General features: G+C 67.3%; 21 protein-coding genes. 12 read left to right on the top strand and 9 right to left on the bottom strand.

The window, feature by feature from the left end; genetic code table 11:
- Positions 1-13: 13 nt before the first annotated feature.
- The gene (locus ACT53U_RS03015; protein WP_476152615.1) at positions 14-2,104 is read right to left on the bottom strand and encodes a hypothetical protein; all 2,091 of its coding nucleotides are present in this window, start codon (positions 2,102-2,104) and stop codon (positions 14-16) included.
- Between the two features lie 344 nt (positions 2,105-2,448).
- Here ACT53U_RS03015 and ACT53U_RS03010 point away from each other — a divergent pair, with 344 nt between their 5' ends.
- The 4 genes from ACT53U_RS03010 to ACT53U_RS02995 all read left to right on the top strand — a co-directional run bounded on the left by ACT53U_RS03010 (position 2,449) and on the right by ACT53U_RS02995 (position 9,349).
- Complete coding sequence (locus ACT53U_RS03010) at positions 2,449-3,897, top strand: tryptophanase (RefSeq protein WP_476152613.1); 1,449 nt, start codon at positions 2,449-2,451, stop codon at positions 3,895-3,897.
- Positions 3,898-4,120: 223 nt separating this feature from the next.
- A complete protein-coding gene (recA, locus tag ACT53U_RS03005) occupies positions 4,121-5,200 on the top strand; it encodes a recombinase RecA (protein ID WP_476138782.1) in 1,080 nt (359 codons plus the stop codon).
- A gap of 227 nt (positions 5,201-5,427) precedes the next feature.
- Entirely contained in the window at positions 5,428-8,091 is a 2,664-nt protein-coding gene (alaS, locus tag ACT53U_RS03000; protein WP_476152611.1) for an alanine--tRNA ligase, read from the top strand.
- Positions 8,092-8,113: 22 nt separating this feature from the next.
- On the top strand, positions 8,114-9,349 hold the full coding sequence (locus tag ACT53U_RS02995) for a cyclic nucleotide-gated ion channel (protein WP_476152609.1): 1,236 nt from the start codon (positions 8,114-8,116) through the stop codon (positions 9,347-9,349).
- On the opposite strand, the gene ACT53U_RS02990 is transcribed toward ACT53U_RS02995, so the two are convergent.
- Both ACT53U_RS02990 and ACT53U_RS02985 read right to left on the bottom strand, forming a co-directional pair.
- Positions 9,350-11,029 (bottom strand): hypothetical protein, encoded by a 1,680-nt coding sequence (locus ACT53U_RS02990; RefSeq protein ID WP_476152607.1) that lies wholly within the window; start codon positions 11,027-11,029, stop codon positions 9,350-9,352. It lies immediately after the preceding gene.
- A gap of 104 nt (positions 11,030-11,133) precedes the next feature.
- On the bottom strand, positions 11,134-11,580 hold the full coding sequence (locus tag ACT53U_RS02985; protein WP_476152605.1) for a hypothetical protein: 447 nt from the start codon (positions 11,578-11,580) through the stop codon (positions 11,134-11,136).
- Between the two features lie 308 nt (positions 11,581-11,888).
- Between ACT53U_RS02985 and ACT53U_RS02980 the strand changes: the two genes are divergently transcribed.
- Positions 11,889-12,266: a hypothetical protein gene (locus ACT53U_RS02980; RefSeq protein WP_476152603.1), complete on the top strand. Its 378-nt coding sequence runs from the start codon at positions 11,889-11,891 to the stop codon at positions 12,264-12,266.
- A gap of 168 nt (positions 12,267-12,434) precedes the next feature.
- Here the strand turns inward: ACT53U_RS02980 and ACT53U_RS02975 are convergent, their stop codons facing one another.
- Complete coding sequence (locus ACT53U_RS02975; RefSeq protein WP_476152602.1) at positions 12,435-13,655, bottom strand: NADP-dependent isocitrate dehydrogenase; 1,221 nt, start codon at positions 13,653-13,655, stop codon at positions 12,435-12,437.
- Between the two features lie 237 nt (positions 13,656-13,892).
- On the opposite strand from ACT53U_RS02975, the gene ACT53U_RS02970 reads away from it, so the two are divergent.
- The 6 genes from ACT53U_RS02970 to rpsD all read left to right on the top strand — a co-directional run bounded on the left by ACT53U_RS02970 (position 13,893) and on the right by rpsD (position 20,062).
- Positions 13,893-15,539 carry a DNA methyltransferase gene (locus ACT53U_RS02970; protein WP_476152600.1) on the top strand — a complete coding sequence of 549 codons (1,647 nt, stop codon included), beginning with the start codon at positions 13,893-13,895 and terminating at the stop codon, positions 15,537-15,539.
- A 57-nt stretch (positions 15,540-15,596) separates the two neighbouring features.
- A complete protein-coding gene (locus ACT53U_RS02965; protein WP_476152598.1) occupies positions 15,597-16,409 on the top strand; it encodes an RNA methyltransferase in 813 nt (270 codons plus the stop codon).
- A 202-nt stretch (positions 16,410-16,611) separates the two neighbouring features.
- Complete coding sequence (gene murI / locus ACT53U_RS02960; protein WP_476152597.1) at positions 16,612-17,457, top strand: glutamate racemase; 846 nt, start codon at positions 16,612-16,614, stop codon at positions 17,455-17,457.
- A gap of 370 nt (positions 17,458-17,827) precedes the next feature.
- On the top strand, positions 17,828-18,445 hold the full coding sequence (locus ACT53U_RS02955; RefSeq protein ID WP_476152596.1) for a TetR/AcrR family transcriptional regulator: 618 nt from the start codon (positions 17,828-17,830) through the stop codon (positions 18,443-18,445).
- Between the two features lie 2 nt (positions 18,446-18,447).
- Positions 18,448-19,215 (top strand): VOC family protein, encoded by a 768-nt coding sequence (locus ACT53U_RS02950; protein WP_476153051.1) that lies wholly within the window; start codon positions 18,448-18,450, stop codon positions 19,213-19,215.
- Positions 19,216-19,444: 229 nt separating this feature from the next.
- Positions 19,445-20,062 carry a 30S ribosomal protein S4 gene (gene rpsD / locus ACT53U_RS02945; RefSeq protein WP_476152594.1) on the top strand — a complete coding sequence of 206 codons (618 nt, stop codon included), beginning with the start codon at positions 19,445-19,447 and terminating at the stop codon, positions 20,060-20,062.
- A 170-nt stretch (positions 20,063-20,232) separates the two neighbouring features.
- Here the strand turns inward: rpsD and ACT53U_RS02940 are convergent, their stop codons facing one another.
- Positions 20,233-20,448 (bottom strand): hypothetical protein, encoded by a 216-nt coding sequence (locus tag ACT53U_RS02940; RefSeq protein WP_476152592.1) that lies wholly within the window; start codon positions 20,446-20,448, stop codon positions 20,233-20,235.
- Positions 20,449-20,925: 477 nt separating this feature from the next.
- On the opposite strand from ACT53U_RS02940, the gene ACT53U_RS02935 reads away from it, so the two are divergent.
- Positions 20,926-21,441 (top strand): Fur family transcriptional regulator, encoded by a 516-nt coding sequence (locus tag ACT53U_RS02935; RefSeq protein ID WP_476152590.1) that lies wholly within the window; start codon positions 20,926-20,928, stop codon positions 21,439-21,441.
- Between the two features lie 19 nt (positions 21,442-21,460).
- Here the strand turns inward: ACT53U_RS02935 and ACT53U_RS02930 are convergent, their stop codons facing one another.
- The 4 genes from ACT53U_RS02930 to purL form a co-directional block, all read right to left on the bottom strand.
- The gene (locus tag ACT53U_RS02930; RefSeq protein ID WP_476152589.1) at positions 21,461-23,044 is read right to left on the bottom strand and encodes a hypothetical protein; all 1,584 of its coding nucleotides are present in this window, start codon (positions 23,042-23,044) and stop codon (positions 21,461-21,463) included.
- A 152-nt stretch (positions 23,045-23,196) separates the two neighbouring features.
- Positions 23,197-23,523 carry a Grx4 family monothiol glutaredoxin gene (gene grxD, locus ACT53U_RS02925; RefSeq protein WP_476138752.1) on the bottom strand — a complete coding sequence of 109 codons (327 nt, stop codon included), beginning with the start codon at positions 23,521-23,523 and terminating at the stop codon, positions 23,197-23,199.
- 60 nt (positions 23,524-23,583) lie between these two features.
- Positions 23,584-23,817 (bottom strand): BolA family protein, encoded by a 234-nt coding sequence (locus ACT53U_RS02920; RefSeq protein WP_476138750.1) that lies wholly within the window; start codon positions 23,815-23,817, stop codon positions 23,584-23,586.
- An 81-nt stretch (positions 23,818-23,898) separates the two neighbouring features.
- A complete protein-coding gene (gene purL, locus ACT53U_RS02915) occupies positions 23,899-26,118 on the bottom strand; it encodes a phosphoribosylformylglycinamidine synthase subunit PurL (RefSeq protein WP_476152587.1) in 2,220 nt (739 codons plus the stop codon).

The following is a 26,118-nucleotide window of genomic DNA, read 5'->3' as shown; positions in this document are numbered from 1 at the left end:
TGCCTGCGAGGCCTCAGTCGCGACGGATGACGCCGGTGACGGCGCCGAGGAGGAGGCCGGAGAGGACCCAGCCCAAGAGGATGAGGACCCATTCGAGGAAGCGGGCGACGTAACCCCACCCCCATGTCGCGTCCTGCCACAGCGGCGCGATCACCTCGCCCTTCGCGTCGGTGACACGTGGCGACCAGTCGTTCTCCTGCCGCAGATCGACGATCGGCAGCAGCACGTCGAGGGCGTAGGCGAAGGGCGAGAAGGTCGAATATTCCGACGGCGCACGGCGGGGGCAGATCGCGCTCCATTCAGGCGGATAGGGCGGTCCGACAGTGTCGTCCAGTGCAAGCCCGGAAGCCGGGGCCTCGGCGGCACGGCGGGAAAGATCGTCGGGGCGGGGCAGCGGCTGCCAAGCGATCCAGTCTGCCCGACACTCGGCGGGAATCGACGGGGAGAGATAGACCAGCGCGTCGGCCGGCGCCATGACCCCGGGGGGCAGTGTGGCGTAACCGACACCGGCGAGGCCCCAGAGGCCGAGCAGCCCGGCCACCGCCTTCATCGGCCGACGACCGTATCCGGTCGTCAAATCGAGGACGAAGTCGCCGAAGACCGCCGGCAGTTTGGCGAACTTCGCCGCGACACGGCCGGCATGAAATCCGGCCCGGGCCGCGAGGATGCGTCGGGTGAGGGCGCCGCAGCGCCTCTTTCGCCGCCGCGTGATCCAGACGAGAAACGCTCGCCGGAGGGCGTCTCGCGATCCGGCGGTCTTGACCCGATGCCATTCGAGCCAGCGCATTCGCCGCCGCTTCTCGATTCGCAGGACGCGCGCATCGCGCTCGTGGCCCATCTCTGCGAGGACCTTCGCACACTGCTCCCAGGGCTGGGGGCGAAAGTCGTGCGTGAGATGGTCGGTCGGTTGGCAGTCGAGCCAGCGCAGGCGCGCGGCGGCATTGACCGGCGCGTCTCCGGCGAAGCGGTGACAGGTGAAGCCGTCGAGGTGGAGCTTCCCCGACGTCCATCCCGCCCCATCGTCGACAAGGCTGGCGACGGTGAGATCTTCAAGGTCGACTATGCCGGAGGCGCGGAAGCCTCCGTCGAAGTAGAGCGATCCGCTGATCTCGGCTCGTTCAAGGACGAGGGAGAATTCGCCTTCGAACGCGCCCTCCCGACAACCGAGATCGCCGCCGATCACGGTACCTATGAGCCGGACTGTGCGCTTGGCGAGGAAGCCGCCGTCTAGGTAGATGGAACCTGAGATCTTCGCGCTGTCGAAGGAGAGAGCGTCACCTTCACTCGCTGCGAAGTGCCCGTTCGAACAATCGAAATCGCCGCCGATGCTCGCGCCGGCGAAGCGGACGGTACCCTTGGCAACGAAGCCATCGTCCAGGTAGACACCGCCGGCAACCTTCGTGTGATCGAAGAAGAATGCGTCACTTCTGGTTGCCTCGAATTGGCCACCCGAGCAAATGAGAATGCCACCGATGGAGGCATTGAGCAGGCGAACTGTTCCTTTTGCGATGAATCCTTTGTTCATCAAGACTGAGCCCGAGATCTTCGCACCGTCGAAGGAGAGGGCGTCGTCTTCGTTCTCCTCGAAACGGCCTCCAGAGCAGTCGAGATGGCCGCCGATGGTGGCGCCGAGGAGGCGGACTTCGTGTTCGGCGACGAATCCACCGCGAAGGAAAACACCGCCATCGCAGCGTAGACGGTCGGCTGAGATCGCCTTGCAGCGCGATCCGCCGAACATGAGTTGCTTGGCGGCGGCATCCAAGAGGACGATGTCGCCGTCGAAAACGGAGTGACCAAAGCTAATCGGTCGCGGCAGGTTGCAACCTGCGAGATTGAGATCGCCGTCGATCCACGCGCCGACGAGCCGGATGCCGTGTTCATGCACCGGCGCGTCGGGGTCGAGGCCGAGGCAGAAGACGCGGAGGACGGCGGCGCGGATGCGGTCGTCGGCTTCGGGCGCCGTCTCCGGCCGTTTTCCGTCGCCGATCACCGCATAGTCGCCCTCACGGCATGCTCGGCGCAGTTCTTCCTCCGCTTTCGTCAGTGGCATGAAATCCGTGAGATGGCGGCCTCTGGGTACCGGGGCGTTCTTGGCAGGCGACACGGGCGGCTGTTCTCCACGGGCGAGATGCTAGGCTCAATCCCAAGTTGGCAAATTCCGCGCCGCGCGTCATCCCGTGACACACGCCTTTCGTCGAGCCTCCGCCCGTCCAGTCGCCGCCGCCCCGGCCGTCCTTCTCCGCGTACCCCCCGCGGAAATCCCCACCGATCCGCGCCTCCCGCTCCGCCGCCGCACCGGCATCCCGCTACAACTCCGACTTTCGTAACCCCGTGTCGCAACGCCGCATGTCGGGTTCCTGCGGACGTCGGTCGCGCGCGGGGCGGAAACACTCCTGACGCAGGGTGATGCCCACGATCACCGGACACCATCACCGGACAGGGGGAACAATGGCGAAGGTCAGGTTCGCGAGCGGCGAGAACGTGCCGCTGGAAATGCACAAGGTCCGCATCGTCCAGAAGCTCGAGCTGCCGCCGATCGAGGCGCGGCTCGCCGCCGTCTCGGAGGCCGGCAACAACACCTTCCTGCTCAGAAACAGGGACGTGTTCATGGACATGCTGACCGATTCCGGCGTCAACGCCATGTCCGACCAGCAGGTCGCGGCGATGATGGTGGCCGACGACGCCTATGCGGGCTCGGCCACCTACGAGCGGCTCGAGGCGAAGCTGCGCGAGATCTTCGGCCTGCACTACATCCTGCCGACCCATCAGGGGCGGGCGTGCGAGAACATTCTGGCGCAGGTGCTGGTCACGCCCGGCTCGATCGTGCCGATGAACTACCACTTCACCACCACCAAGGCGCACATCGTGCTGAACGGCGGCGCGGTCGAGGAGATCATCGCCGACGCCGGGCTCGAGGTGACGAGCGACGTGCCCTTCAAGGGCGACATGGACATCGCCAAGCTCGAAGGCCTCGTCGCCACCCACGGGGCGGAAAAAATCGCCTTCGTGCGCATGGAGGCGGGCACCAACCTGATCGGCGGCCAGCCGATCTCGCTCGGAAATCTGGCGGCGATCCGCAAGGTCTGCGACGCCAACGGGCTGATCCTGGTGCTCGACGCGAGCCTGCTCGCCGACAATCTGTGGTTCATCAAGACGCGCGATCCCGATTGCGCCGATCTCACCATCCGCGAGATCACGCGGAAGATCGCCGATCTCTGCGACATCATCTACTTCTCCGCCCGCAAGCTCGGCTGCGCGCGCGGCGGCGGCATCTGCATCCGCGACGAGGGGCTCTATCGCCGCATGCGCGGCCTGGTGCCGCTCTACGAGGGCTTCCTCACCTACGGCGGCATGTCGGTGCGCGAGATCGAGGCGCTGACCGTCGGGCTCGACGAGACCATGGACGAGGACATGATCTCGCAAGGGCCCCAGTTCATCGCCTACATGGTCGACGAACTGGTGAAGCGCGGCGTGCCGGTGATCACCCCGGCGGGCGGCCTCGGCTGCCACATCGACGTCATGCGCTTCCTGCCGCACGTCCCCCAGGCGCAGTATCCCGCCGGCGCGCTCGCCTCGGCGCTCTACATCGTCTCGGGCGTGCGCGGCATGGAGCGCGGCTCGCTGTCGGAACAGCGCAATCCCGACGGGACGGAGGTCTATTCCAACATGGAACTCCTCCGGCTCGCCATGCCGCGGCGCGTCTTCACCCTGTCGCAGGTGAAATACGCCATCGACCGGATCGACTGGCTCTACCGGAACCGCGAGCTCGTCGGCGGCCTGACCTTCGTCGAGGAGCCGGAGATCCTGCGCTTCTTCTACGGCCGGCTGGCGCCGATCGGCGATTGGCAGGAGAAGCTCGTCGCCAAGTTCCGGGCGGATCTCGGCGACAGCCTGTGAGGGACGGGCGCGGGAATGCGAATCGCCGACGCGGGGAGGTCCTCGCGTCGGCCGGTAGCGGGCTCGGCGCGCGCGGGCCCGGCCGCCATGAACACCGCGCGAACACTCATCCGATTTCGTAATTGAATCAAATTGATGGACGGGGCTTTACGAGCGAGAACAAAGTGTGTACATTGGCCTGACTTTGAACGACAGCCGAACGCGTGCGACAAGGAGCAGGACGATGGCACAGGCTTCACTTCGCCTCGTCGAAGGGGATGGTATGGACAGGACCAAGGCTTTGGACGCGGCGCTCCAGCAGATCGAGCGCAACTTCGGCAAAGGGTCGATCATGCGGCTCGGCCAGGGCAAGGTGGTCGAGATCGAGACGGTGCCGACGGGTTCGCTCGGGCTCGACATCGCGCTCGGCATCGGTGGCCTGCCGCGCGGTCGTGTCGTCGAGATCTACGGTCCGGAATCCTCGGGCAAGACGACCATGGCGCTGCACTGCATCGCCGAGGCCCAGAAGAAGGGCGGCGTCTGCGGCTTCATCGACGCCGAGCATGCGCTCGACCCGATCTATGCCCGCAAGCTCGGCGTCAATCTCGACGACCTGCTGATCTCCCAGCCCGATGCCGGCGAACAGGCGCTCGAGATCGCCGACACGCTGGTGCGTTCCGGCGCGCTCGACGTGCTGGTGGTCGACTCGGTCGCGGCGCTGACGCCGAAGGCGGAGCTCGAGGGCGAGATGGGCGACAGCCTGCCCGGTCTCCAGGCGCGTCTGATGAGCCAGGCGCTGCGCAAGCTCACCGCCTCGATCTCCAAGTCGAAGACCATGGTGATCTTCATCAACCAGATCCGCCAGAAGATCGGCGTGATGTTCGGCAACCCCGAGACCACGACGGGCGGCAACGCGCTGAAGTTCTATGCCTCGGTGCGCCTCGACATCCGCCGCATCGGCGCGATCAAGGACCGCGACGAGGTGATCGGCAACCAGACCCGCATCAAGGTCGTCAAGAACAAGATGGCGCCGCCCTTCAAGGAGGTCGAGTTCGACATCATGTACGGCGAGGGCGTGTCCAAGGTCGGCGAGCTGATCGACCTCGGCGTCAAGGCCGGCGTGGTCGAGAAGTCGGGCTCGTGGTTCTCCTACGAGAGCCAGCGCATCGGCCAGGGCCGCGAGAACTGCAAGCAGTTCCTGCGCGACAATCCGACGGTCGCCAACCGGATCGAGGCGGCGATCCGCCAGAACGCCGGTCTCATCGCCGACAAGATCATCCCGACCGGCACCGCCGAGGACGAGGACGGTCCGGTCGCAGACTGAGCCGGCGAGGACCGGGGCGGGCTCGGGGCGGGGTGTTTCTCGCCGTCGGACCGGCCGGGACCGTCGCGGTTGTCGTCGGAGGCCTCCCTACCCATCTGATCAGAGCCGCGATCTTCACGATCGCGGCTCTTTTCATGGCCGATCATGCGGCACGCACATGGACAGGCGGGCGGTCGACCGTTAAAACCTGCGACCTGAGTTCAGACCCGAGAGGACCCAGTTCCGACATGAGTGGCGTCAACGAGATCCGCGCGACCTTCCTCGACTATTTCGCCAAAGCCGGCCACGAGGTCGTGCCGTCGAGCCCGCTCGTCCCGCGCAACGATCCGACCCTGATGTTCACGAACGCCGGCATGGTCCAGTTCAAGAACGTCTTCACCGGTCTGGAGCGTCGCGAGATCCCGCGGGCGGCCACGTCGCAGAAGTGCGTCCGCGCCGGCGGCAAGCACAACGACCTCGACAACGTCGGCTACACCGCGCGTCACCACACCTTCTTCGAAATGCTGGGGAATTTCTCCTTCGGCGACTATTTCAAGGAAGAGGCGATCACGCATGCCTGGACGCTGATCACCAAGGAGTTCGGGCTCGATCCGAAGCGCCTGCTGGTCACCGTCTATGCCGACGACGACGAGGCCTTCGAGCTGTGGCGGAAGATCGCGGGCTTCTCGGACCGCAAGATCATCCGCATTCCGACCTCGGACAATTTCTGGCAGATGGGTGACACCGGCCCCTGCGGCCCGTGCTCGGAGATCTTCTTCGACCACGGCGACCACATCTGGGGCGGCCCGCCCGGCTCGCCCGAGCAGGACGGCGATCGCTTCATCGAGATCTGGAACCTCGTCTTCATGCAGTTCGAGCAGACCGCGGAGGGGCGCTCGCCGCTGCCGAAGCCGTCGATCGACACCGGCATGGGCCTCGAGCGCGTCGCCGCGGTGCTGCAGGGCGTGCACGACAACTACGACATCGACCTGTTCAAGGCGCTGATCGGCGCCTCGGTCGAGGAGACCGGCGTCAAGGCCGAGGGCGACGCCCGCGCCAGCCATCGCGTCATCGCCGACCATCTTCGCGCGATGAGCTTCCTCATCGCCGACGGCGTGCTGCCGTCGAACGAGGGTCGCGGCTACGTCCTGCGCCGCATCATGCGCCGCGCCATGCGTCACGCCCACCTGCTCGGCGCCCGCGATCCGCTGATGGCGCGTCTGGTGCCGACGCTGCTCGGCGAGATGGGCCGCGCCTATCCCGAACTCACCCGCGCCGAGGCGCTGATCACCGAGACGGTCGACCTCGAGGAGCGTCGCTTCCGCCGCACGCTGGAGCGCGGCCTCGGCCTGCTCGACGACGCGACGCGCGATCTGAAGGCCGGCGACATGCTCGACGGCGAGACGGCGTTCAAGCTCTACGACACCTACGGCTTCCCGCTCGATCTGACGCAGGACGCGCTGCGTCGCCGCGACATCCACGTCAACATCGACGGCTTCCAGGACGCCATGGCGCGCCAGAAGGCCGAGGCGCGCGCCTCCTGGGCGGGCTCCGGCGAGGCGGCTTCGGCCGCGGTGTGGTTCGCCATCAAGGACAAGGTCGGGCCGACCGAGTTCCTCGGCTACGAGACCGAGACGGCCGAAGGCGTCGTCGCGTCGCTGGTCGCCGGCGGGGCCGAGGTCGCGAGCCTCGAGGCGGGTGCCGAAGGCGCGATCGTCGTCAACCAGACGCCGTTCTATGCCGAATCGGGCGGCCAGATGGGCGACACCGGCGTCATCCAGGGCGACGGCTTCCTGTTCCGCGTCGAGGACACGACCAAGGAAGGCGAGGGCGTCTTCGTCCATCGCGGTCGGGTCGAGGCGGGGTCGATCGTCGTCGGCGTTCCCGTGGCGCTGCGTGTCGACGCCGAGCGTCGTCGGGCGATCCGGGCCAACCATTCGGCCACCCACATTCTCCACGAGGCGCTGCGCGAGGTGCTCGGCGATCACGTGGCGCAGAAGGGCTCGTCGGTCGATGCCGACCGGCTGCGCTTCGACTTCTCGCATCCGAAGCCGATCACGGCGGAGGAACTCGCCCGCGTCGAGGAGATCGCCAACGACGTCGTGCTGCAGAACGCCGAGGTCGTGACGCGCCTGATGTCGGTCGACGATGCGATCGAATCCGGCGCCCGTGCGCTCTTCGGCGAGAAGTACGGCGAAGAGGTCCGCGTCGTGTCGATGGGTCGGCAGGGCGACGGCAACCGCGCCGGCCGGGCCTTCTCGGTCGAGCTGTGCGGCGGCACCCACGTGTCGCGCACCGGCGACATCGGCCTCGTCACCATCCTCGCCGAGAGTGCGGTCGCCTCGGGCGTCCGGCGTCTCGAGGCGCTGACGGCGCGCGGCGCGCGGCGTCATCTCGGGCTCCAGGATCGTCGCGTGCGCGATCTCGCCAGCACCCTCAAGGTGCAGCAGAGCGAGGTCGTCGAGCGCGTCGAGGCGATCGCCGATGACCGCCGCAAGCTCGAGCGCGAGCTCGGCGAAGCCAAGAAGAAGCTCGCCATGGGCGGCGGCGGCGCGGCGCCCCAGGCGGCGCGCAAGATCGGCGCCTTCGAATATGTCGGTCGTGTCGTCACCGGCATTTCGCCCAAGGATCTCAAGGGGCTGGTCGACGAAGCGAAGAAGTCGATCACGGTCGGCGCGGTCGCCATCGTCGGCCTCGCCGAGGACGGCAAGGCGGGCATCGTCGTCGGTCTCGCCGGCGATGCGGCCGGCCTCAACGCCATCGACCTCGTCAAGGTCGGTTCGGAGATCATGGGCGGCAAGGGTGGCGGCGGCCGCCCCGACATGGCGCAGGCGGGTGGTCCCGACGGCGCCAAGGCGGATGCCGCGATCGAAGCCATCGCCGAGAAGATCGCCGCGCTCGCGGCGGTCTGACGGGGGACGTGGAGCCTTCGGGATGCCCGGTTCGACGAAGGCGACCTGGAAGCGGCGGATCTTCGAGATCCTCGAAGTTTCGCCGATCGGCGACCGCGTCGCCACCGCGGTCGAGCGGGCGATCGTGCTGCTGATCGTCGTCAACGTGACGTCGGTGGTGCTCGAGACCGTGCCGGAGCTGCGCGCGCGCTACGGGCCGGTGTTCCTGGCGATCGAGGTCTGGACGGTCGTCCTCTTCGCGCTCGAATACGGCCTGCGTGTCTGGGTGTCGGACGAGCACGTGCCGCTGAAGCGCTACGGGCGGATCGGCGCGCGGTTGCATTATCTGATGGCGCCGACCGCCGTGGTCGACTTCCTCGCGGTGGCGCCGAGCCTCGTCGGCTTCGCCTTCGGTGTCTACGACGTCGGCGTCTTCGCCGTCTTCCGCCTGCTGCGCTTCCTCAAGCTCGCGCGCTATTCCGCCGGCATGAGCTCGCTCTTCAACGCGGTCGCGTCGGAACGGCGGGCGCTGGCGGCGAGCGCCGTCATCATGATGGGCCTGATCGTCACCGCGGCGTCGCTGATGCACGCGATCGAAGGGTCGATCCAGCCGGACCGCTTCGGCTCGATCCCGGTCGCGATGTACTGGGCGGTGACCACGCTGACGACGGTCGGCTACGGCGACATCGTGCCGGTGACGGCGGCCGGTCGCGCGCTCGCCGGCATCGTCATGCTGTTCGGCTTCTGCATGTTCGCGCTGCCGGTCGGCATCATCGCCACGGCCTTCGCGCGCGAGATCCACAGCCGCGACTTCGTCGTGACCTGGGGCATGGTGGCGCGCGTGCCGCTGTTCTCGCAGCTCTCGGCGGCCGAGATCGCCGACGTGATGCGGCTCCTGCGCGCCCAGACGGTGGAGGCGGGGACGATCGTCACCGCGTCGGGCGAGCCGGCACATTCGATGTATTTCATCGCCTCCGGCACGGTCGAGATCCATCTGCCGAGCGAGAAGGTGAAGCTGTCGGAAGGCACGTTCTTCGGCGAGATCGCGGTGTTGCGGCGGGCGCGGCGCTCGGCCGACGTGGTGGCGCTGACCCACACGCGCCTCCTCGTGCTCGATGCCGACGACCTGCAGTATCTGATGCAGAAGAACGTCGGCATCGCCGCCCACATCCGCTCGGTGGCGCGCGACCGGGTGTCGCGCGAGGCGGTGACACCGCGCGGCGACATCGCGCTCGAAGAGATCGACGAGACGCCGAAGTCGACCGACGAGATCGTCTGATCAGCCGATCGGGCCGCTCTTCCAGATCTCCTTCAGAGCCGCGAACTTCGCCTTCCACGTCAGTTTCTCGTTGGCGAGACTGTCGAGGAAGAAGGCGAGGCGGCGCGCCTTGAGCACGGTGTAGAGGGTCACCAGCGCGGAGGGGATGGCGACGGCGAGGAAGATGCCGAGCTTCTCCAGCGGTTCGGCCTCGGCCCAGGCGAAGATGTTCATGCCGAGGAAGCCGGTCGCCAGCATGCCGATCTGGCTGAAGAGCGTGACGACGGTCAGCTGCAGGATGGTGACCGCCTGCCGGCGCAGGAGGTCGGTCTCGAGATAGCCCGCCATGTCGGAGATCTCCTCGCGCAGCTCCTGATAGAGCCGCTCGGTGCCGAGCTGGCGCGTCCACAGGCGGAAGACCTCGCGGATCGGCGCCTGATCGGAGATTTCCGAGAAATAGTAGCGGTGGGTGAAGCGCAGGAAGACCTCGAGCGTGGCGCGGATGTCGTGGCGGAAGCGCCCGACGGATTCGCGGCGGCGCGGATCGAGGCGGTTCATCGTCGTCACCAGCCGGTCCTGAAGCATCAGGAGGCTCGCCCGATGGAAATGGGCGATCAGGCCGGCGAGGAAGAACTGGTGGCGGAACTGGGAGAGAAAGCCGCGTTCGGCGTCGAGGAAGAAGCGGCTCGCCCCATCGCCGACCGCGACGAAGGCCTGGCCAGAGCACATCAGCCGCGTGTCGCTCCAGCCGTCGCGGCGGCTGGCGTCGTGGAAGCGGTCGAGGCAGTGCTCGCGCTCGAAGTCGGCGAGGAATTCGGTGCCGTAGGGCAGCTCGTCGGGGCGACCGGGGGCGGAGGCGAAGGCGAGGCGCATGGTGTCCGGGCGCGACAGGGCGCGGGGGTCGTCGAGCGCCAGGAAGGCCATCATCGGCATGCGATGGAACTCGAGCTGGCGATAGGCGGCGACCGCCGGATCGCGCGTCGGGTCGAGCGACAGGGGCGCCAGCAGCCATTCCCAATGGGCGGAGAGCGCGGTCGTCTGGTGGCGGCAGACGGCGGCCATGAAGCGGCCGCGGGCGTCGTCGTCGGAGGTCGCGAGCACGCTGCCGTCGGCGGCGAGCCATTCCACCGTGCGCAGGCAGTTCATCGGCCGCCCGGCCTCGTCCCAGCCGGCGGGATAGGCGCGGCCGAAGCGGTAGACGATCTCCTGGGCGTCGGCGAGCGACAGGTCGCGCGCCTCGATCTCGATGACCGGGATCACCACGTCGACGTCGTAGAAGAAGTAGAGGTCGACGTGGACGAGATCGAGCTCGATGACGCGGCCGTCGTCGGGCAGCGTCACGCGGACGCGCGCCACGTCGGTGCGGCGGAAGATGCGGATCGGGCTCTCGCCGTAGGTCGTCTGGCCCGACGACGTCGCCCGCTCGCCGTAGAGGAAGCGGCGGACGTGGGGGAGAAAGGCGACGAACTCGCGATAGTGCCGCTCCTGATAGAGGCTCGGATCGGCGGGAAAATCGTCCTGCAACTCGGACCAGGGGCCATCCGCCTCGATCAGGCGTTCCCACGGTGGGCGGTCGTCGCCCTCGCGTGGCATCAGTTGCAGCGGCCAGATGACGATCTGGCGGAAGGCATCGACCCGCGGACGGCCGTCCGTCGTGTCGCTCCCATCACCTGCGCGCGCGTCTTCCTCGCGTCCGTTCATGCCTCGTCTGCCTCCCCGGCGTCTCCCCGTCGCGAGAGTGGCCCGACGCGTCGGGAGGGGCAAGCCGTTCGAAGGGTGGGGGAGCGGGAAGGCGGCGCGCGCCGTCAGGCGTCGACGCCGAGCTCGTAGTAGCCGCGGCCGGAACGCATCAGCCGGCCGCTCGCCGCCATCCGGCTCATGCGGGTGATCAGGCTGGCGCGCGGTTCGCCGAGCGACAGGGCGACGAGATGTTCGAGCACGTCGTCGATCGTCACCGGCTTGCCGGTGTCGGCGATGAAGGCGGCGATCTCGCTCTCGATGCGCTGGGCGCGGTTGGCGCCGCCGGTGGGCAGCGGTACGGGCAGGGGGGCGTCGCGCTGCAGCAGGATCTCGGCCCGGCCGATGCGCGCGTCGAAGGCGTGGCGCATGCGGCGCGCTCGCTCCGGGTCGAAATAGCAGGCGTTGGCATAGAGCAGGGCGGCGAGTTCCAGCCGCTCGTCGAGGTCGGCGAAGAGGCGCTCGACCACGGCGGAAGACGCCGGGCGGCCGGCGGAGTGCTCGTACTCGGACATGGCGGCACTGCCGAACTGTTAACTTGTTATAAACATATCGAGAGGACCGGCCCGCCGTCAACAGGCGCGCGGACCCGCACTGCGCGCTCGGGTGGCGGGAATGCGGCAGAAATGCAACGCGACTGGCGAAAGTGCGGCGAGTCCGCCTTCATTGCTTGTTAACCATGATCGGCGATGGCAGTGTTAGTTTGTTACGAACGCTCTGGGGGTCGGGGATGTTGGTGAAGGGTTCCTGTCCGGAAGGTCGCGCCCATCGTGGCGTAGGGTCGGTTCCAGCGGGCCTGGGGCACGAGAAACCGGCGACGCAGGTGATCATCGCGGCCACGGCCTGGGGGCTGGCGGCGCTGATCGGTCGGATCGCCGGGCCGGATGCCGCGGCGATGGTCGGTGCGGCGCCGGAAGCCATGGCGGCGGCGGCCTTCCCGATCCTGTGGGGGGCGAGCGACATGTTGCGCCGGGCCGGCGTCGTCGACGGGCTGCGCTCGGCCTTCGCCGGTGCGACCGGCGAGGGACTGGTGGCGGGCGAGGGCGCGACGATGCGGCGTCGACAGATGGTCCGGCGAGCGATCCGCGTCGGCGATCGCGGCCGCGAGACGACGAGCGCGGTGCTCGAGGCGCGGGGACGCGGCCGCGAGGCGAGCGATCCGTCGATCACCTATTGGGTTCGGGCGGCGCGGCGCGGCTGACACGCGCAACGCCGTCCAGAGGGGGCCGGCGCGGCCGGGCGATGCCGTGGGGTGGCGTCGTCCGGCGGCGTCGGACATCTCGCAGCCCGCGGGACATCTCTTCGCCCACGGGCACAAACGAAAACGGCGGGGTTTCCCCCGCCGTTTCGCGTTTCCGGATCGATCCGATCAGGCCCAGGTGGCCATCTCGGCTTCCATGTTGGCGGCGACCTTCTCGAGGAAGCCGGTGGTCGACAGCCACTTCTGGTCGGCGCCGACCAGGAGCGCGAGGTCCTTGGTCATGAAGCCGGCCTCGACGGTGTCGACGCAGACCTTCTCGAGGGTCAGCGCGAACTTGGCGAGCTGGGCGTTGTCGTCGAGCTTGGCGCGATGGGCGAGGCCACGGGTCCAGGCGAAGATCGAGGCGATCGAGTTGGTCGACGTCTCCTTGCCCTTCTGGTGCTCGCGGTAGTGGCGGGTGACGGTGCCGTGGGCGGCCTCGGCCTCGACGATCTTGCCGTCGGGCGTCAGCAGCACCGAGGTCATCAGGCCGAGCGAGCCGAAGCCCTGGGCCACGGTGTCGGACTGGACGTCGCCGTCGTAGTTCTTGCAGGCCCAGATGTAGGCGCCGGACCACTTGAGCGCCGAGGCGACCATGTCGTCGATCAGGCGGTGCTCGTAGGTGATGCCGAGGGCGACGAACTGCTCCTTGAACTCGGCCTCGTAGACTTCCTGGAAGATGTCCTTGAAGCGGCCGTCATAGGCCTTGAGGATCGTGTTCTTGGTCGACAGATACACCGGCCACTTGCGCAGCAGACCGTAGTTCAGCGAGGCGCGGGCGAAGTCGCGGATCGAATCGTCGAGGTTGTACATGGCCATGGCGACACCGGCGCCGGGGGCCTTGAACACTTCCTTCTCGATCACCGCGCCGTCTTCGCCGACGAACTTGATCGACAGCGTGCCCTTGCCGGGGAAGCGGAAGTCGGTGGCCTTGTACTGGTCGCCGAAGGCGTGACGGCCGACGACGATCGGCTGGGTCCAGCCGGGGACGAGGCGCGGCACGTTCTTGCAGATGATCGGCTCGCGGAAGATCACGCCGCCGAGGATGTTGCGGATGGTGCCGTTCGGCGACTTCCACATTTCCTTGAGGTTGAACTCCTTCACGCGGGCTTCGTCCGGCGTGATGGTGGCGCACTTGATGCCGACGCCGTGCTTCTTGATGGCGTTGGCGGCGTCGACGGTGACCTGATCGTTGGTGGCGTCGCGGTTCTCGACCGACAGATCGTAATATTCGATGTCGAGGTCGAGATAGGGCAGGATCAGCTTGTCCTTGATCAGCTGCCAGATGATGCGGGTCATCTCGTCGCCGTCGAGATCGACGACCGGGTTCGCCACCTTGATCTTCGCCATATGCGTGTCCTCTCTGGACGCTTCCGGTCTCCGACGCGGATGGTCGGAGCACTGCCACCGGGAGCGTTGAATTGTCGCGGGGCTCCTTACCATGGCGCGGCGAAACGCGCCAACCCTTGCCTTCGACGAAGGGGCGGAAAAGTGCGCTCCGGCCTCGACCGGCCGGTTCGCGACGGCTAGGATTCGCCGCGTTGCGACGGACATGGAATCGCGCGTGGCGCGAACCTCGGGGGCGGGATGATCAAGAGCGGTGCGCCGAAGGCGGCGGCGAGCAAACTCTTCTACGGCGACAATCTCGGCGTGTTGCGCGACCACGTCGCCGACGAGAGCGTCGATCTCGTCTATCTCGACCCGCCGTTCAACTCGAACGCCACCTACAATCTGCTGTTCAAGGCGCCGGACGGCGAGGCGAGCCAAGCGCAGATCGAGGCTTTCGGTGATACCTGGCACTGGAACGAGACCGCCGAACGCGCCTTCGACGAGGTGGTCCATTCGGGCAATTCCGACGCCTCGAACATGCTCGCGGCGATGCGCACGTTCCTCGGCGAGAACGACATGATGGCCTATCTCGCCATGATGGCGGTGCGGCTGATCGAGCTGCACCGCGTGCTCAAGCCGACCGGCAGCCTCTATCTCCACTGCGATCCGACCGCCAGTCACTATTTGAAACTTTTGCTGGATGCAGTGTTTGGGAAAGAATTCTATCGAAACGAGATTACATGGAAGAGGACGACGACTCACTCGGATAGCAAGACATGGAGTCGCGTTTCTGATATTATTTTCTTCTATACGAAGAGTGACATTTTTACATGGAATACACCAAGGGAAAAGCATGGTGATGACTATGTAGGTGCAAAATACCGATATGACGACGGTGATGGCCGGAAATATATGTTGGACAATATGCTTAGTCCAAATCCTCGACCCAACATGATGTATGAGTGGAAGGGATTTAAGTCTCCGCCGATGGGTTGGAGGTATAAGTTAGAGACAATGTCAAAATTGGATGCTGAGAACCGTATTTATTATCCAAGACTATCGGATGGCAGTTTTGACACAACAAAGCGACCACGGATAAAGAGATATCTCGATGAAATGGAAGGGGGAGTAATGGGTGTTGTCTGGACCGACATCCCTCCCATCAATTCTCAAGCCCAAGAACGCCTCGGCTACCCGACTCAGAAGCCGCTCGCCCTGCTGGAGCGCATCCTCTCCGCCTCGTCCAACGAGGGCGACGTGGTGCTCGATCCGTTCTGCGGCTGCGGCACCACGGTGCATGCGGCCGAGAAGATGAAGCGGCGGTGGATCGGCATCGACGTCACCCATCTCTCGATCGGCCTGATCGAGCGGCGTCTCAAGGATGCCTTCCCCAAGGCCGACTTCGAGGTGCTCGGCGTGCCGAAGGACCTCGAGGGTGCGCGCGAGCTCGCCAAGGCCGACAAGCACCAGTTCCAGCTGTGGGCGCTGTCGATGATCGAGGCCCAGCCCTACAAGGGCGGCAAGAAGGGCGCGGACGGCGGCGTCGACGGCTACATCTGGTTCAAACCTGACGGCAAGGCGACGGAAAAGGCCGTCGTCTCGGTCAAGGGCGGCGGCAACGTGTCGGTGCCGATGATCCGCGATCTGATCGCCACGATCGAGCGGGAGAAGGCGAAGATCGGCATCTTCCTCACCCTCGAGGAGCCGACCAAGCCGATGAAGTCCGAGGCCGCCTCGGCAGGGCTGTGGGACAGTCCGTTGCACGGCAAGAAGCCGCGCATCCAGATCCTCACCATCGCCGATCTCTTCGACGGCGATCGGCCGGACATCCCCTGGGTCGATCCCACCGTCTTCAAGAAGGCCAAGCTCGAGAAGACGAGCCATCAGAGCGAATTCGATCTGTGATCGACAGCACGGGCGGTTTGCGTTAACTCGCCCTCGTCGAACGCGAGGGAACCCGGAATGAACGATGCTGCGGACTTGGGTCTGCGCCCCCCGGTGATCGTGCTGGTCGAGACGCAGATGGGCGAGAACATCGGCGCGGCGGCGCGCGCGATGGCGAACTTCGGCCTGCGCGAACTGCGCCTCGTCAAGCCGCGCGACGGCTGGCCGAACGAGAAGGCGCGGGCGGCGGCGAGCCGCGGCGACATGATCATCGACGAGGTGCGGCTCTTCGACCGGCTCGAGGACGCGATCGCCGATCTCGAGCTGGTCTTCGCCACCACGGCGCGGCCGCACGACATCGCCAAGGAGGTCGAGAGCCCGGCGGTGGCGGCGCATTCGCTGATGCAGGCGGCGCGCGACGGGGCGGCGACGGGCCTCGTCTTCGGCCGCGAGAAGTGGGGGCTGACCTCGGACGAGGTGGGCCTGTGCGATCGGATCGTGACGATCCCGGTCGATCCGATCTTCGCCTCGCTCAACATCGCCCAGGCCGTGCTGGTCAACGCCTACGAGTGGCGGCGGCAGGTGGTGGGCGATCCGTCGTGGACGCCGTTCGGCGAGAAGGAGCGTTCGCCGCAGGCCTCCAAGGGCGACGTGCTGTCGTTCTTCGATCATCTCGAAGGCGCGCTCGATCAGGTCGAGTTCTTCCGGCCGGCAGCCAAGCGGCAGCTGATGGTGCGCAACCTGCGCCAGATCTTCCAGAAGGCGCGGCTCTCCGAACAGGAGGTGCGGACGCTGCGCGGCGTGATCGCGGCGCTCGAGCGACGGCCGACGCGGCTCGATCAGGCGCGCGCCGAACTCGAGGCGAAGCGGCGCGAGGGTGACGCGACGTGATCCGGAAACGGGACGGAAGTCCTTACCCGACCTTCATTTTTCGTCAATCTTTCCTCAACTTCGCCTTAACCCTGCTCGGCTATTTCTCTTTGCGGGGCCGGGCGCTGTCAGGTTTTGCGTCTCGCTCGCGCCCTCTTTTTTCCCTCTCCTTGTCGCGCATCACCGAGACGCCGCTCCGCGGCGTCGGGCCGAGGGGACGTCGATGAACGACGGCGAGATCGCCGGTGCGCGCCGGATGGACGCGGACGAACGCGGCGTCGACCGCCTGGGGCGGCGCGCCCGCATTCTGGTCTTCGACAGCGGGGTGGGCGGCCTGTCGGTGCTGCGCGAGATCCGCGCGGCGCGACCGGACGCCGAGCTGATCTATGTCGCCGACGACGCCGGCTTTCCCTATGGCGACTGGGAGGAGGCGGCGCTCACCACGCGGATCGTCGATCTCGCCCGCGGCCTCGTCGAGACCCATGCGCCCGATCTCTTCGTCGTCGCCTGCAACACCGCCTCGACGCTGGTGCTGCCGCATCTGCGCAATGCTTGTCCCGCGACCTTCGTCGGCACGGTGCCGGCGGTGAAGCCGGCGGCGGCGGCGACGAAGACTGGCCTCGTCTCGGTCTTGGCGACCCCGGGCACGGTCAAGCGCGACTATACCCATGCCCTCGTCGACACCTACGCCAGCCACGTCGACGTGACGCTGGTCGGCTCGACGCGTCTCGCGCGCCTCGCCGAGACCTTCATGGCGGGCGGCGCGATCGCGGACGCCGACGTCGCCGCCGAGATCCGCCCGTGCTTCAGGAAGAAGAAGGGGCGGCAGACCGACCACGTCGTGCTCGCCTGCACGCACTATCCCTTCCTGATCGACCATTTCCGCCGGCTGGCGCCGTGGGACGTGACATGGATCGACCCGGCACCGGCGATCGCCCGGCGGGTCGTGCAGCTGATCGGCCCGGCGACGACGACCGGGGCGGGCGGCGGACGGGCGATCTTCACCTCTGGCAGGGCGCCGGCCCCGGCGCTGGCGGCCTTCGTCGCGGGGTTCGGGCTGAAGGTGTGAAGGGCGGGGGGCTTCGTACCCCGTGACGGCCTCCGGCTCCGCACGCCGCGGCGTCCTTCGGCTCCACGCGCCGTAGCATCCCCCGGCCTTCCCATGCTGCAGCGTCTCGCGGCCTCCTCGCGCCCAAGCGTTCCCGATTTCCGGTCTCTCGGTCCTTCCGCTCCCCCGTGACGAGAATCGACTTGGCAACATACCGACTAGTCGGTATGTTGCGTGAAAGGCGGCGTGAGACGGGGAAAGCAGTCGAGGGTAGGTGTTCCTGGGGACCTTTGGGGAGCAGGAACTGGCCCGGACCCGGATACCGGATCACTCGGCGTTCGGCCGAAGAATACGCGCTCAGCGCCACTCACATCCGCATCGAGGACCCACGATGAAACCCGACGGACGCACCAAGATCCTCGATGCCGCGCTCACGGTGATCCGCACCAAGGGCTTCGAGGCGACGCGGGTCGAGGACGTCTGTGCCGCGGCGGGCGTGTCGAAGGGCGCGTTCTTCCACCATTTCGACAGCAAGGAAGCGCTGGCGATCGCCGCGGCCGACCATTGGTCGGCGATGATCGGCGGCTTCTTCGAGACGGCCGAGTTCCACGCCCACGCCGATCCGGTCGACCGGATCCTCGCCTATCTCGATCTCCGGATCGCGCTGGTGGAGGGGGGCGAATTGCCGTTCTCCTGCCTCGCCGGAACCATGGTGCAGGAGACCTTCGTGACGCGACCGGCGGTGGCGGAGGCCTGCGGCCGATCGATCTACGGCCATGCCGGAAGCCTCGTCGCCGACATCGCCGAGGCCCGCGCCGCCTACGCTCCGGAGGCCGACTGGACGGCCGAGAGCCTGGCGCTGCACACGCAGGCCGTCATCCAGGGCGCCTTCATCGTCGCCAAGGCGGGCGGCGGGGCGGCCTCGGCGGTCGAGAACCTGCGTCATCTGAAACGCTACGTCGCCATGCTTTTTGGTCGGACGGTTCCGACCGTAGGAGGGAAGCCATGACCATGAATGCGGACTTCGTCTGGTACGAATACCTCGCCGAGGACCTCGAGGCCGCCGCCGCCTTCTATGCGAAGGTGGTGGGCTGGAAGGCCTGCGACAGCGGCATGCCGGGGCATGCCTATACGATCCTCTCGGCCGGCGATCGGGCGATCGGCGGCATGATGGCGCTGACGCCCGAATTGAAGGCGGCGGGCGTGCCGACCTGCTGGACCGGATATGTCGGCGTCGCCGACGTCGACGCGGCGGTGGCGAGCCTCGTCGCGGCGGGTGGCGGCGTGCGGCGGCCGGCGATGGACATTCCCGACGTCGGCCGTCTCGCCGTCGTCGCCGACCCGACCGGGGCGGCCTACGTCCTCTTCGCGCCGTCGAACCCGCCGCCGCAACAGCCGCGCCTGCCCGAAGGGACGTCCGGCACGATCGGCTGGCACGAGCTTCTCGCCGGCGACATGGAGAAAGCCTTCGCCTTCTATGCCGATCAGTACGGCTGGGCGAAGGACACCGACATGCCGATGGGTGATCTCGGCGTCTATCGCATCTTCAAGATCGGCGATCGTCAGGCCGGCGGCATGATGACGAAGATGGCCGAGATGCCGGTGCCGTTCTGGCTGTTCTATGTCTCGGTCGAGGCGCTCGGCGCGGCCGAGGATCGGGCGAAGGCGGAGGGCGCGCGCACCGTCCACGGGCCGATGGAAGTGCCCGGCGGGGCGTGGATCGTGCAGATGATCGATCCGCAGGGCGCGCTCTTCGCGATGGTGTCGCAGAATCGCTGAATTCGGGCGGTTTCCCCGTCACGGGTTTGACATTCGGCGCCCGAGGATCTAAACGACAGCCAACTTCGCGGGCCGAAAGGTCCGCGAAGTCATTTCACGTGCTCCCGTGGATCCCGCCGAAACGCTCGGACGTGGAACCTGTCGGCCCTCGAGAGGGGGCAGAGGAGGGCGCGCTCACACAGAAACAGCGGTCGGGCTTCCCTTCCGCGCCAACAAACGTGAGACCGCGATGTCCAAGCGTCATTCCGCGAAGTACAAGATCGATCGCCGCATGGGCGAAAACATCTGGGGCCGTGGCAAGTCCCCGGTCGCCAAGCGCGAGTACGGCCCGGGCCAGCACGGCCAGCGCCGCAAGGGCAAGCTCTCGGACTTCGGCCAGCAGCTGAAGGCCAAGCAGAAGCTCAAGGGCTACTACGGCAACATCTCCGAGAAGGCGTTCAAGCGCACCTATCAGGAGGCCATGCGCCTCAAGGGTGACACCTCGGAGAACCTGATCGGCCTGCTCGAGCGTCGTCTCGACGCCGTGGTCTATCGCGCCAAGTTCGTCCCGACCGTGTTCGCCGCCCGCCAGTTCATCAACCACGGCCACGTGAAGGTGAACGGTCGCCGCGTCAACATCGCGTCGTTCCGTCTCAAGGTCGGCGACGTGGTCGAGGTGAAGGACGCCTCCAAGCAGCTGGCCCTGGTGCTCGAGGCCGCCCAGTCGGGCGAGCGCGACGTGCCGGAGTACATCGAGGTGGACCACAACAAGTTCGTCGCCAAGTTCGTCCGTATCCCGGGCCTGTCCGACGTGCCGTATCCGGTCCAGATGGAGCCGAACCTGGTCGTCGAATTCTATTCGCGCTGATCGGTTCGACCGCAGACATTCGAAGGCCGCCGGAGCGATCCGGCGGCCTTTCGCTTTTCGGGGTGGGCCGTGCGACCGCGTGGCGCGGCGGCGGCCGGACATGCGGAAACGCCCGCGCGAGAGGGCTCGCGCGGGCGTCTCAATTCAGGAAAACCGGGTCGGTCGATCGATCAGGCGCAGCGGCAGGGAGCGGTCCAGGGACGCTCGGCGGCCAGCCGGCCGGCCTGATGGCGCAGGAAGGACTCGACGTTCTCGCGACGCAGTTTGTCGGAACGGAATACGAGCTCCATCATCGGATCGGCGAGGATTTCGTTCAGCGTCGGCTCGATGCAGGGATCGGTCCAATCACGCCGGTCGATGGTCTCAAAGGTGGCAGAGGTGTTCATCGCACTCCGTCCCATGGGAACCTCCTTTTTCGCCGGTCGGGAAACTCGTGTCCCGACGCGCTCGCGACAACTCCTTCCGAAAGAATCTCCCCGCCCTTGGGCGAGGCATTGCGTTCGAGTGACTGACGAGCCCTCGATAGACCCCCTTCGTGACGAACCGATGACCGAGATCGGGCGATTCGTGGGTCGAGGGGAAAGGGCGGGAACACTCCGATGAACCGCTCAGGGAACCGAACGTTCTTCGGATGAAATCAGGATGTCATCCTTTCGGCGGAGTGACAACCAAAAATGTCGCCCAAAATAACGTCAGGGCAGCGAGTCCTTGCCTCGATAGGCGCGATTCGCCGAAAATTTTCCGCAAGTCCGTGTGTGGGGGACGGATCTTGCATCCGAGGGGCCGCTTCGCGCGTGTGACGCTGACGCGGAGGCCGGAATGGCCTAGTCTGACGAGGTCGGCAGGATCGAAGGAGCGACGAGATGGCGCGGACCGGCGCGGCGACGGACGATGCGGTGATGGAGGCCCTCACGGCGGCGGAGACGCCGATGAGCGCCTATCAGCTGCTCGATCGGCTGCGGCCGCGCGGCATCCAGTCGCCGCCGGTGGTCTATCGCGCGCTCGATCGCCTCGAGAAGGCCGGGCGAATCCATCGCCTCGAGGGCCTCAACGCCTATTTCGCCTGCTGCGGCCGCGACCATGCCAAGGGCACGGTCTTCGCCGTCTGCACCGCGTGCAAGCGGGTGGAGGAATGGTCGGCGGAAGGCATCGACGCGATCGTCGCGGCGCAGGCGGCGCGCTCGGGATTCGCCGTCGAGGGCCGGACGATCGAGATTCGCGGCCTGTGCGCCCAGTGCCGCGCCGAAGCTGGCGAGACCGTCGCGGCCCGAGGGCACGACCACGCGGGCCACGATCACGATCACGATCACGGGCATGATCACGGGCTGAGCAGCCACGGACCCGGCTGCGGCTGTTCGGGCGAATCGCACCAGGACTGATCTGCCGGGTGGTTCTGCCTCAGCCGCGCGCGGGGCAGTGGGCGGCGGGCAGTATGCGCCAGATGTCGAGACCGGGTGTCGACGAGAGCCTTTCCAGCCGCGGATCGGCCGGTAGGCTCGGCTCGTCGTCACGCAGGTGGACGACAACGTCGAAGTGGCAAGACCAGCCGGCGAGCCACGGGCGCGAGCGACGCAGTTCGGGCGCCAGCCGGTCGAAGGCGTCGTCCGCCCGTATCAACCAGTCCGCATCGGCCGGGCCGTCCTCGTGGGTGAAGGCGGCGCCGATCGCCTCGACGGCCGGGGTGCGGCGGACGATCTGCAGGCCCGGTAGGGCGAAGAAGGTCGGCGTGAAGGCGCCGATGTCGGTGACCGCATAGTCGACCCAGTGCGAGCGGCGCAGCGCGGTGGCGCCCTCGCTCGACTGGACCGGCAGGATGCGCGCGCCGTGCGGCACGACGCCGGCGACCGTCCTGCGGACGACCGCGAGATCGGCCTGGTCGGCGCGCCAGTTGCCGGTGACCTGCCACGCCTGTCCGGCGGCGATCGCGAGGCCGAGCGCCAGCACCGCTCCGGCGAGGCGCGGGGAGCCGACGAAGCGGAACACGCCGGCGCAGCAGAACCAGAAGATCGCCGACACCCGCAGCGGAACGAAGGCGCCGTTGCCGACGCTGAGCGGTGCGATCAGAGCGAGGACAAGGAAGCCCGCGGCGATCCAACCGGCGTTCGGGTGGGGGACGACGACGCGCGGCATCAGGCGGAGCGCCATGGCGGCGACGAGCGCGAGGGTGACGACGAGCGGCAGGAGCACGATCGGTGAGGCGGCGAAGGTCCCGTCGTCCGCCGCGCCCAAGATGAAGCCGAGCCGCCGGCCGATCGGCATGAAGTCGAGCGGTGCCGAGGCCGGCACGCGATAGGCGAGAGCGAGACCGACGAGCCCGGGCAGGAAGGGCAGGGCGATCTCCAGCGCGCGGGCGGCGAGCCGCTTCGGCGCGAGATCGCGGGTTCGCACGGCGTACGACAGTTCGTAGAGGCCGATCGCCAGGCCGAGCAGCAGGAAGGGCAGGCCGTGGCAGAGCCAGACGAGGCTCGTCATCGCCGTCATGGCGAGGAGGCGACGGCCGCGGCGGTCGGCCATGGCGATCCAGACGGCGAGGGCGACGAGCAGGAGGCCGGCACCGGCGGCGGCGTTGTAGAAGCCCAGCACCAGCGGCCAGTTGAAGACGGCGGCGGTGGCGAGGACGATCGTCGCGGTCACCCGGCCGAAGAGTGCGCGTTGGAGCAGGACCGCGCCGACGACCGGCAGCAGCGCGATGACCGAGATCACGATGCGGAAGGCGAGGTCGACGCCGAGGAGGAGCGCCAGCGGCGGCACCGCGAGGTCGATCGCCAGATTGGGCACGAGATGGAAGTCGACCCGCCAGAAGGGCGAGGCGAGCCTGCCGGCCAGCGCGTCTGTCAGGATCTGCATCCGCGCGTAATGGGCGGGATGATCGAGCCCCGGGATGGCGGCGACCAGCCAGAAGGGCAGCAGTGAGATCGCCGACGCCAGCACGACGACCGCGATCGTCAGCCGTTCCTGCCGAGCCCCGTCGCTCGCCGCCATGGATCGATCCGCCTCTTCTTCCGGTGGTTTGCCGTAGAGATAACGGTAGGCCGTTAACGCGAGGAAAACCACGAAGGCGGTTCCACGGCCGGAAACGACGACGGCCGGGGATCGCTCCCCGGCCGCCGAAAGGATGGATCGAGCGACGCCGATCAGGCGGCGATCAGGCCCTTTTCCTTGAGCAGCGTCTGCAGCTCGCCGGCCTGGAACATTTCGCGGGTGATGTCGGCGCCGCCGACGAACTCGCCCTTGACGTAGAGCTGCGGGAAGGTCGGCCAGTTGGAATAGTCCTTCACGCCCTGACGCAGCTCGTCGGACTCGAGGATGTTGACGCCCTTGAAGGGCACGCCGAGGTGGGTGAGGATCTGCACGACCTGACCGGAGAAGCCGCACATCGGCATCTTCGGGGTGCCCTTCATGAAGAGCAGCACGTCGTTGGACTTCACTTCGGCATCGATGGCGGTCTTGACGTCGGACATCGGGGCTTCCTTCTCTTCGCCGGCTTCAAGGGCCGGGGGTGGAACCGAACTCGAATGGGATCACGCCGGCGCGCGGGTGGTCAAGGACAAGGCGTGCAGCGGACCGGCCAGCGCCTCCTTCAGCGCCGCATTGACCAGCTGGTGCTGCTGGACGCGCGACTTGCCGGCGAACTCCGGGCTCACGACTTCCGCCGCCCAGTGATCGCCGTCGCCGGCGAGGTCGGTGATGGTCACCTGAGCAGCCGGGAAGGCGTCCTTGATCAACTTCTCGATTTCCTGAGCGGTCATCGCCATGCGCGTCGTTCTCCCTTTCGCGCGAGGCCGACGGATTGTCGGCTTCGCGACGCAAACACCACATGCCGAACCGAGATCCGATCAGGCGGCGCTCATGTAGTTCGGCATCCAAGATTCGTGCCGCTGACGTAGGGCGTCCACCGAAACCGTCAAGTGGCCGGGGACGACGAGCTCGTTTCCACCGACCTCGCCGATCGCCGTGATCGCCACGCCGGCCGCGGCCGCATCGACGATCAGCTTGGCGGCTTCCTCGGCCGAGGCGGTGACGACGTAGCGGGCCTGATCCTCGCCGAAGAGGAAGGCATGGAGGGCGACGTCGGTCTCCGGCAGCAGGATGCGGGCACCCTTCTTACCGGCCATGGCCATCTCGGCGAGCGCGATCAGCAGACCGCCGTCGGAGAGGTCGTGGGCGGCCGTCAGACGGCCGGCGATCACGGCTTCGCGGACGAAGTCGCCGTGCTTCTTCTCGGTGGCGAGATCGACCGGCGGCGGGGCGCCTTCCTCGCGGCCGTGGAGTTCGGCGAGATAGGCCGACTGGCCGAGCCAGCCGGTGGTCTCGCCGATCAGCAGGATCACGTCGCGGTTCTCGGCGAAGCCGAGGCCGACGGTCCTGGTGACGTCGTCCATCAGGCCGACGGCACCGATGGTCGGGGTCGGCTGGATCGCCTCGCCGTTGGTCTCGTTGTAGAGCGAGACGTTGCCGGAGACGATCGGCATGTCGAGCGCGATGCAGGCCTCGCCGATGCCCTTCAGGGCGAAGACGAGCTGGCCCATGATCTCGGGACGCTCGGGGTTGCCGAAGTTCAGGTTGTCGGTGATGGCGATGCCACGGGCGCCGACGGCGGAGAGGTTGCGCCAGGTCTCGGCGACGGCCTGCTTGCCGCCCTCGAAGGGGTCGGCCTGGACGTAGCGCGGCGTGACGTCGGAGGTGAAGCCGAGGCCCTTGGCCGTGCCGCCGTTCGGGCGCTCGACGCGGACGACCGCGGCGTCGCCACCCGGGCGCTGCACGGTGTTGCCCTGGATCAGATGGTCGTACTGTTCCCAGACCCAGCGGCGCGACGACAGGTTGGGCGAGCCGATCAGATCGAGCAGCGCCTTGGCGTAGTCGGCGGGCGCCGGCACGGCGGCGGTGGCGAGCACCGGCAGCGGCGTCGGGGCGACCCATGGACGATCGTATTCGGGGGCCTGATCGCCGAGATCCTTGATCGGCAGGTCGGCCATGACCTCGCCGTGGTGCTCGACGACGAAGCGCAGCGTGTCGGTGGTGTAGCCGACGATGGCGAAGTCGAGACCCCACTTGCGGAAGATGGCCTCGGCCTTCTCCTCGAGGTGCGGATGGAGGACCATGAGCATGCGCTCCTGGCTCTCCGACAGCATCATCTCGTAGGCGGTCATGCCGGGTTCGCGGGTCGGCACCTTGTCGAGGTTCAGGGTCAGGCCGAGGTTGCCCTTGGCGCCCATCTCGACGGCGGAGCAGGTGAGGCCGGCCGCGCCCATGTCCTGGATGGCGATGACGGCGCCGGAGGCCATCAGCTCCAGCGAGGCCTCGAGCAGCAGCTTCTCGGCGAAGGGGTCGCCGACCTGGACGGTCGGGCGCTTCTCGGCCGAGTTCTCGTCGAATTCGGCCGACGCCATGGTGGCGCCGCCCATGCCGTCGCGGCCGGTCTTGGAGCCGAGATAGACGACCGGCATGCCGACGCCCTTGGCTTCCGACAGGAAGATCTTGTCGGCATCGAGCAGGCCCGCGGCGAAGGCGTTGACCAGGCAGTTGCCGTTGTAGCTCTTGTGGAAGCGGACCTCGCCACCCACCGTCGGCACGCCGAAGGAGTTGCCGTAGCCACCGACGCCGGCGACGACGCCGGAGACGATGTGGTGGGTCTTGGGATGGGACGGCTCACCGAAGCTCAGCGAGTTCATCGCGGCGATCGGCCGCGCACCCATGGTGAAGACGTCGCGCAGGATGCCGCCGACACCCGTCGTCGCGCCCTGATAGGGCTCGATGTAGGAGGGGTGGTTGTGGCTCTCCATCTTGAAGACCACGGCCTGACCGTCGCCGATGTCGACCACGCCGGCGTTCTCGCCGGGGCCGATGAGGACGCGCTCGCCCTTGGTCGGCAGCTGCTTCAGCCACTTCTTCGAGGACTTGTAGGAACAGTGCTCGTTCCACATGGCCGAGAAGATGCCGAGCTCGGTCAGCGTCGGCTCACGACCGATCAGGTCGAGGATGCGCTGGTACTCGTCCGGTTTCAGGCCGTGGTCCTTGACGAGCTGGGGGGTGATGGCGATGTCGTTCTTCAGCAT

This window comes from Pinisolibacter sp. DMC19 (genome assembly GCF_056313985.1).
The sequence above is the reverse complement of the archived record's forward strand: the minus strand, read 5'-3'. Positions and strand labels throughout refer to the sequence as shown.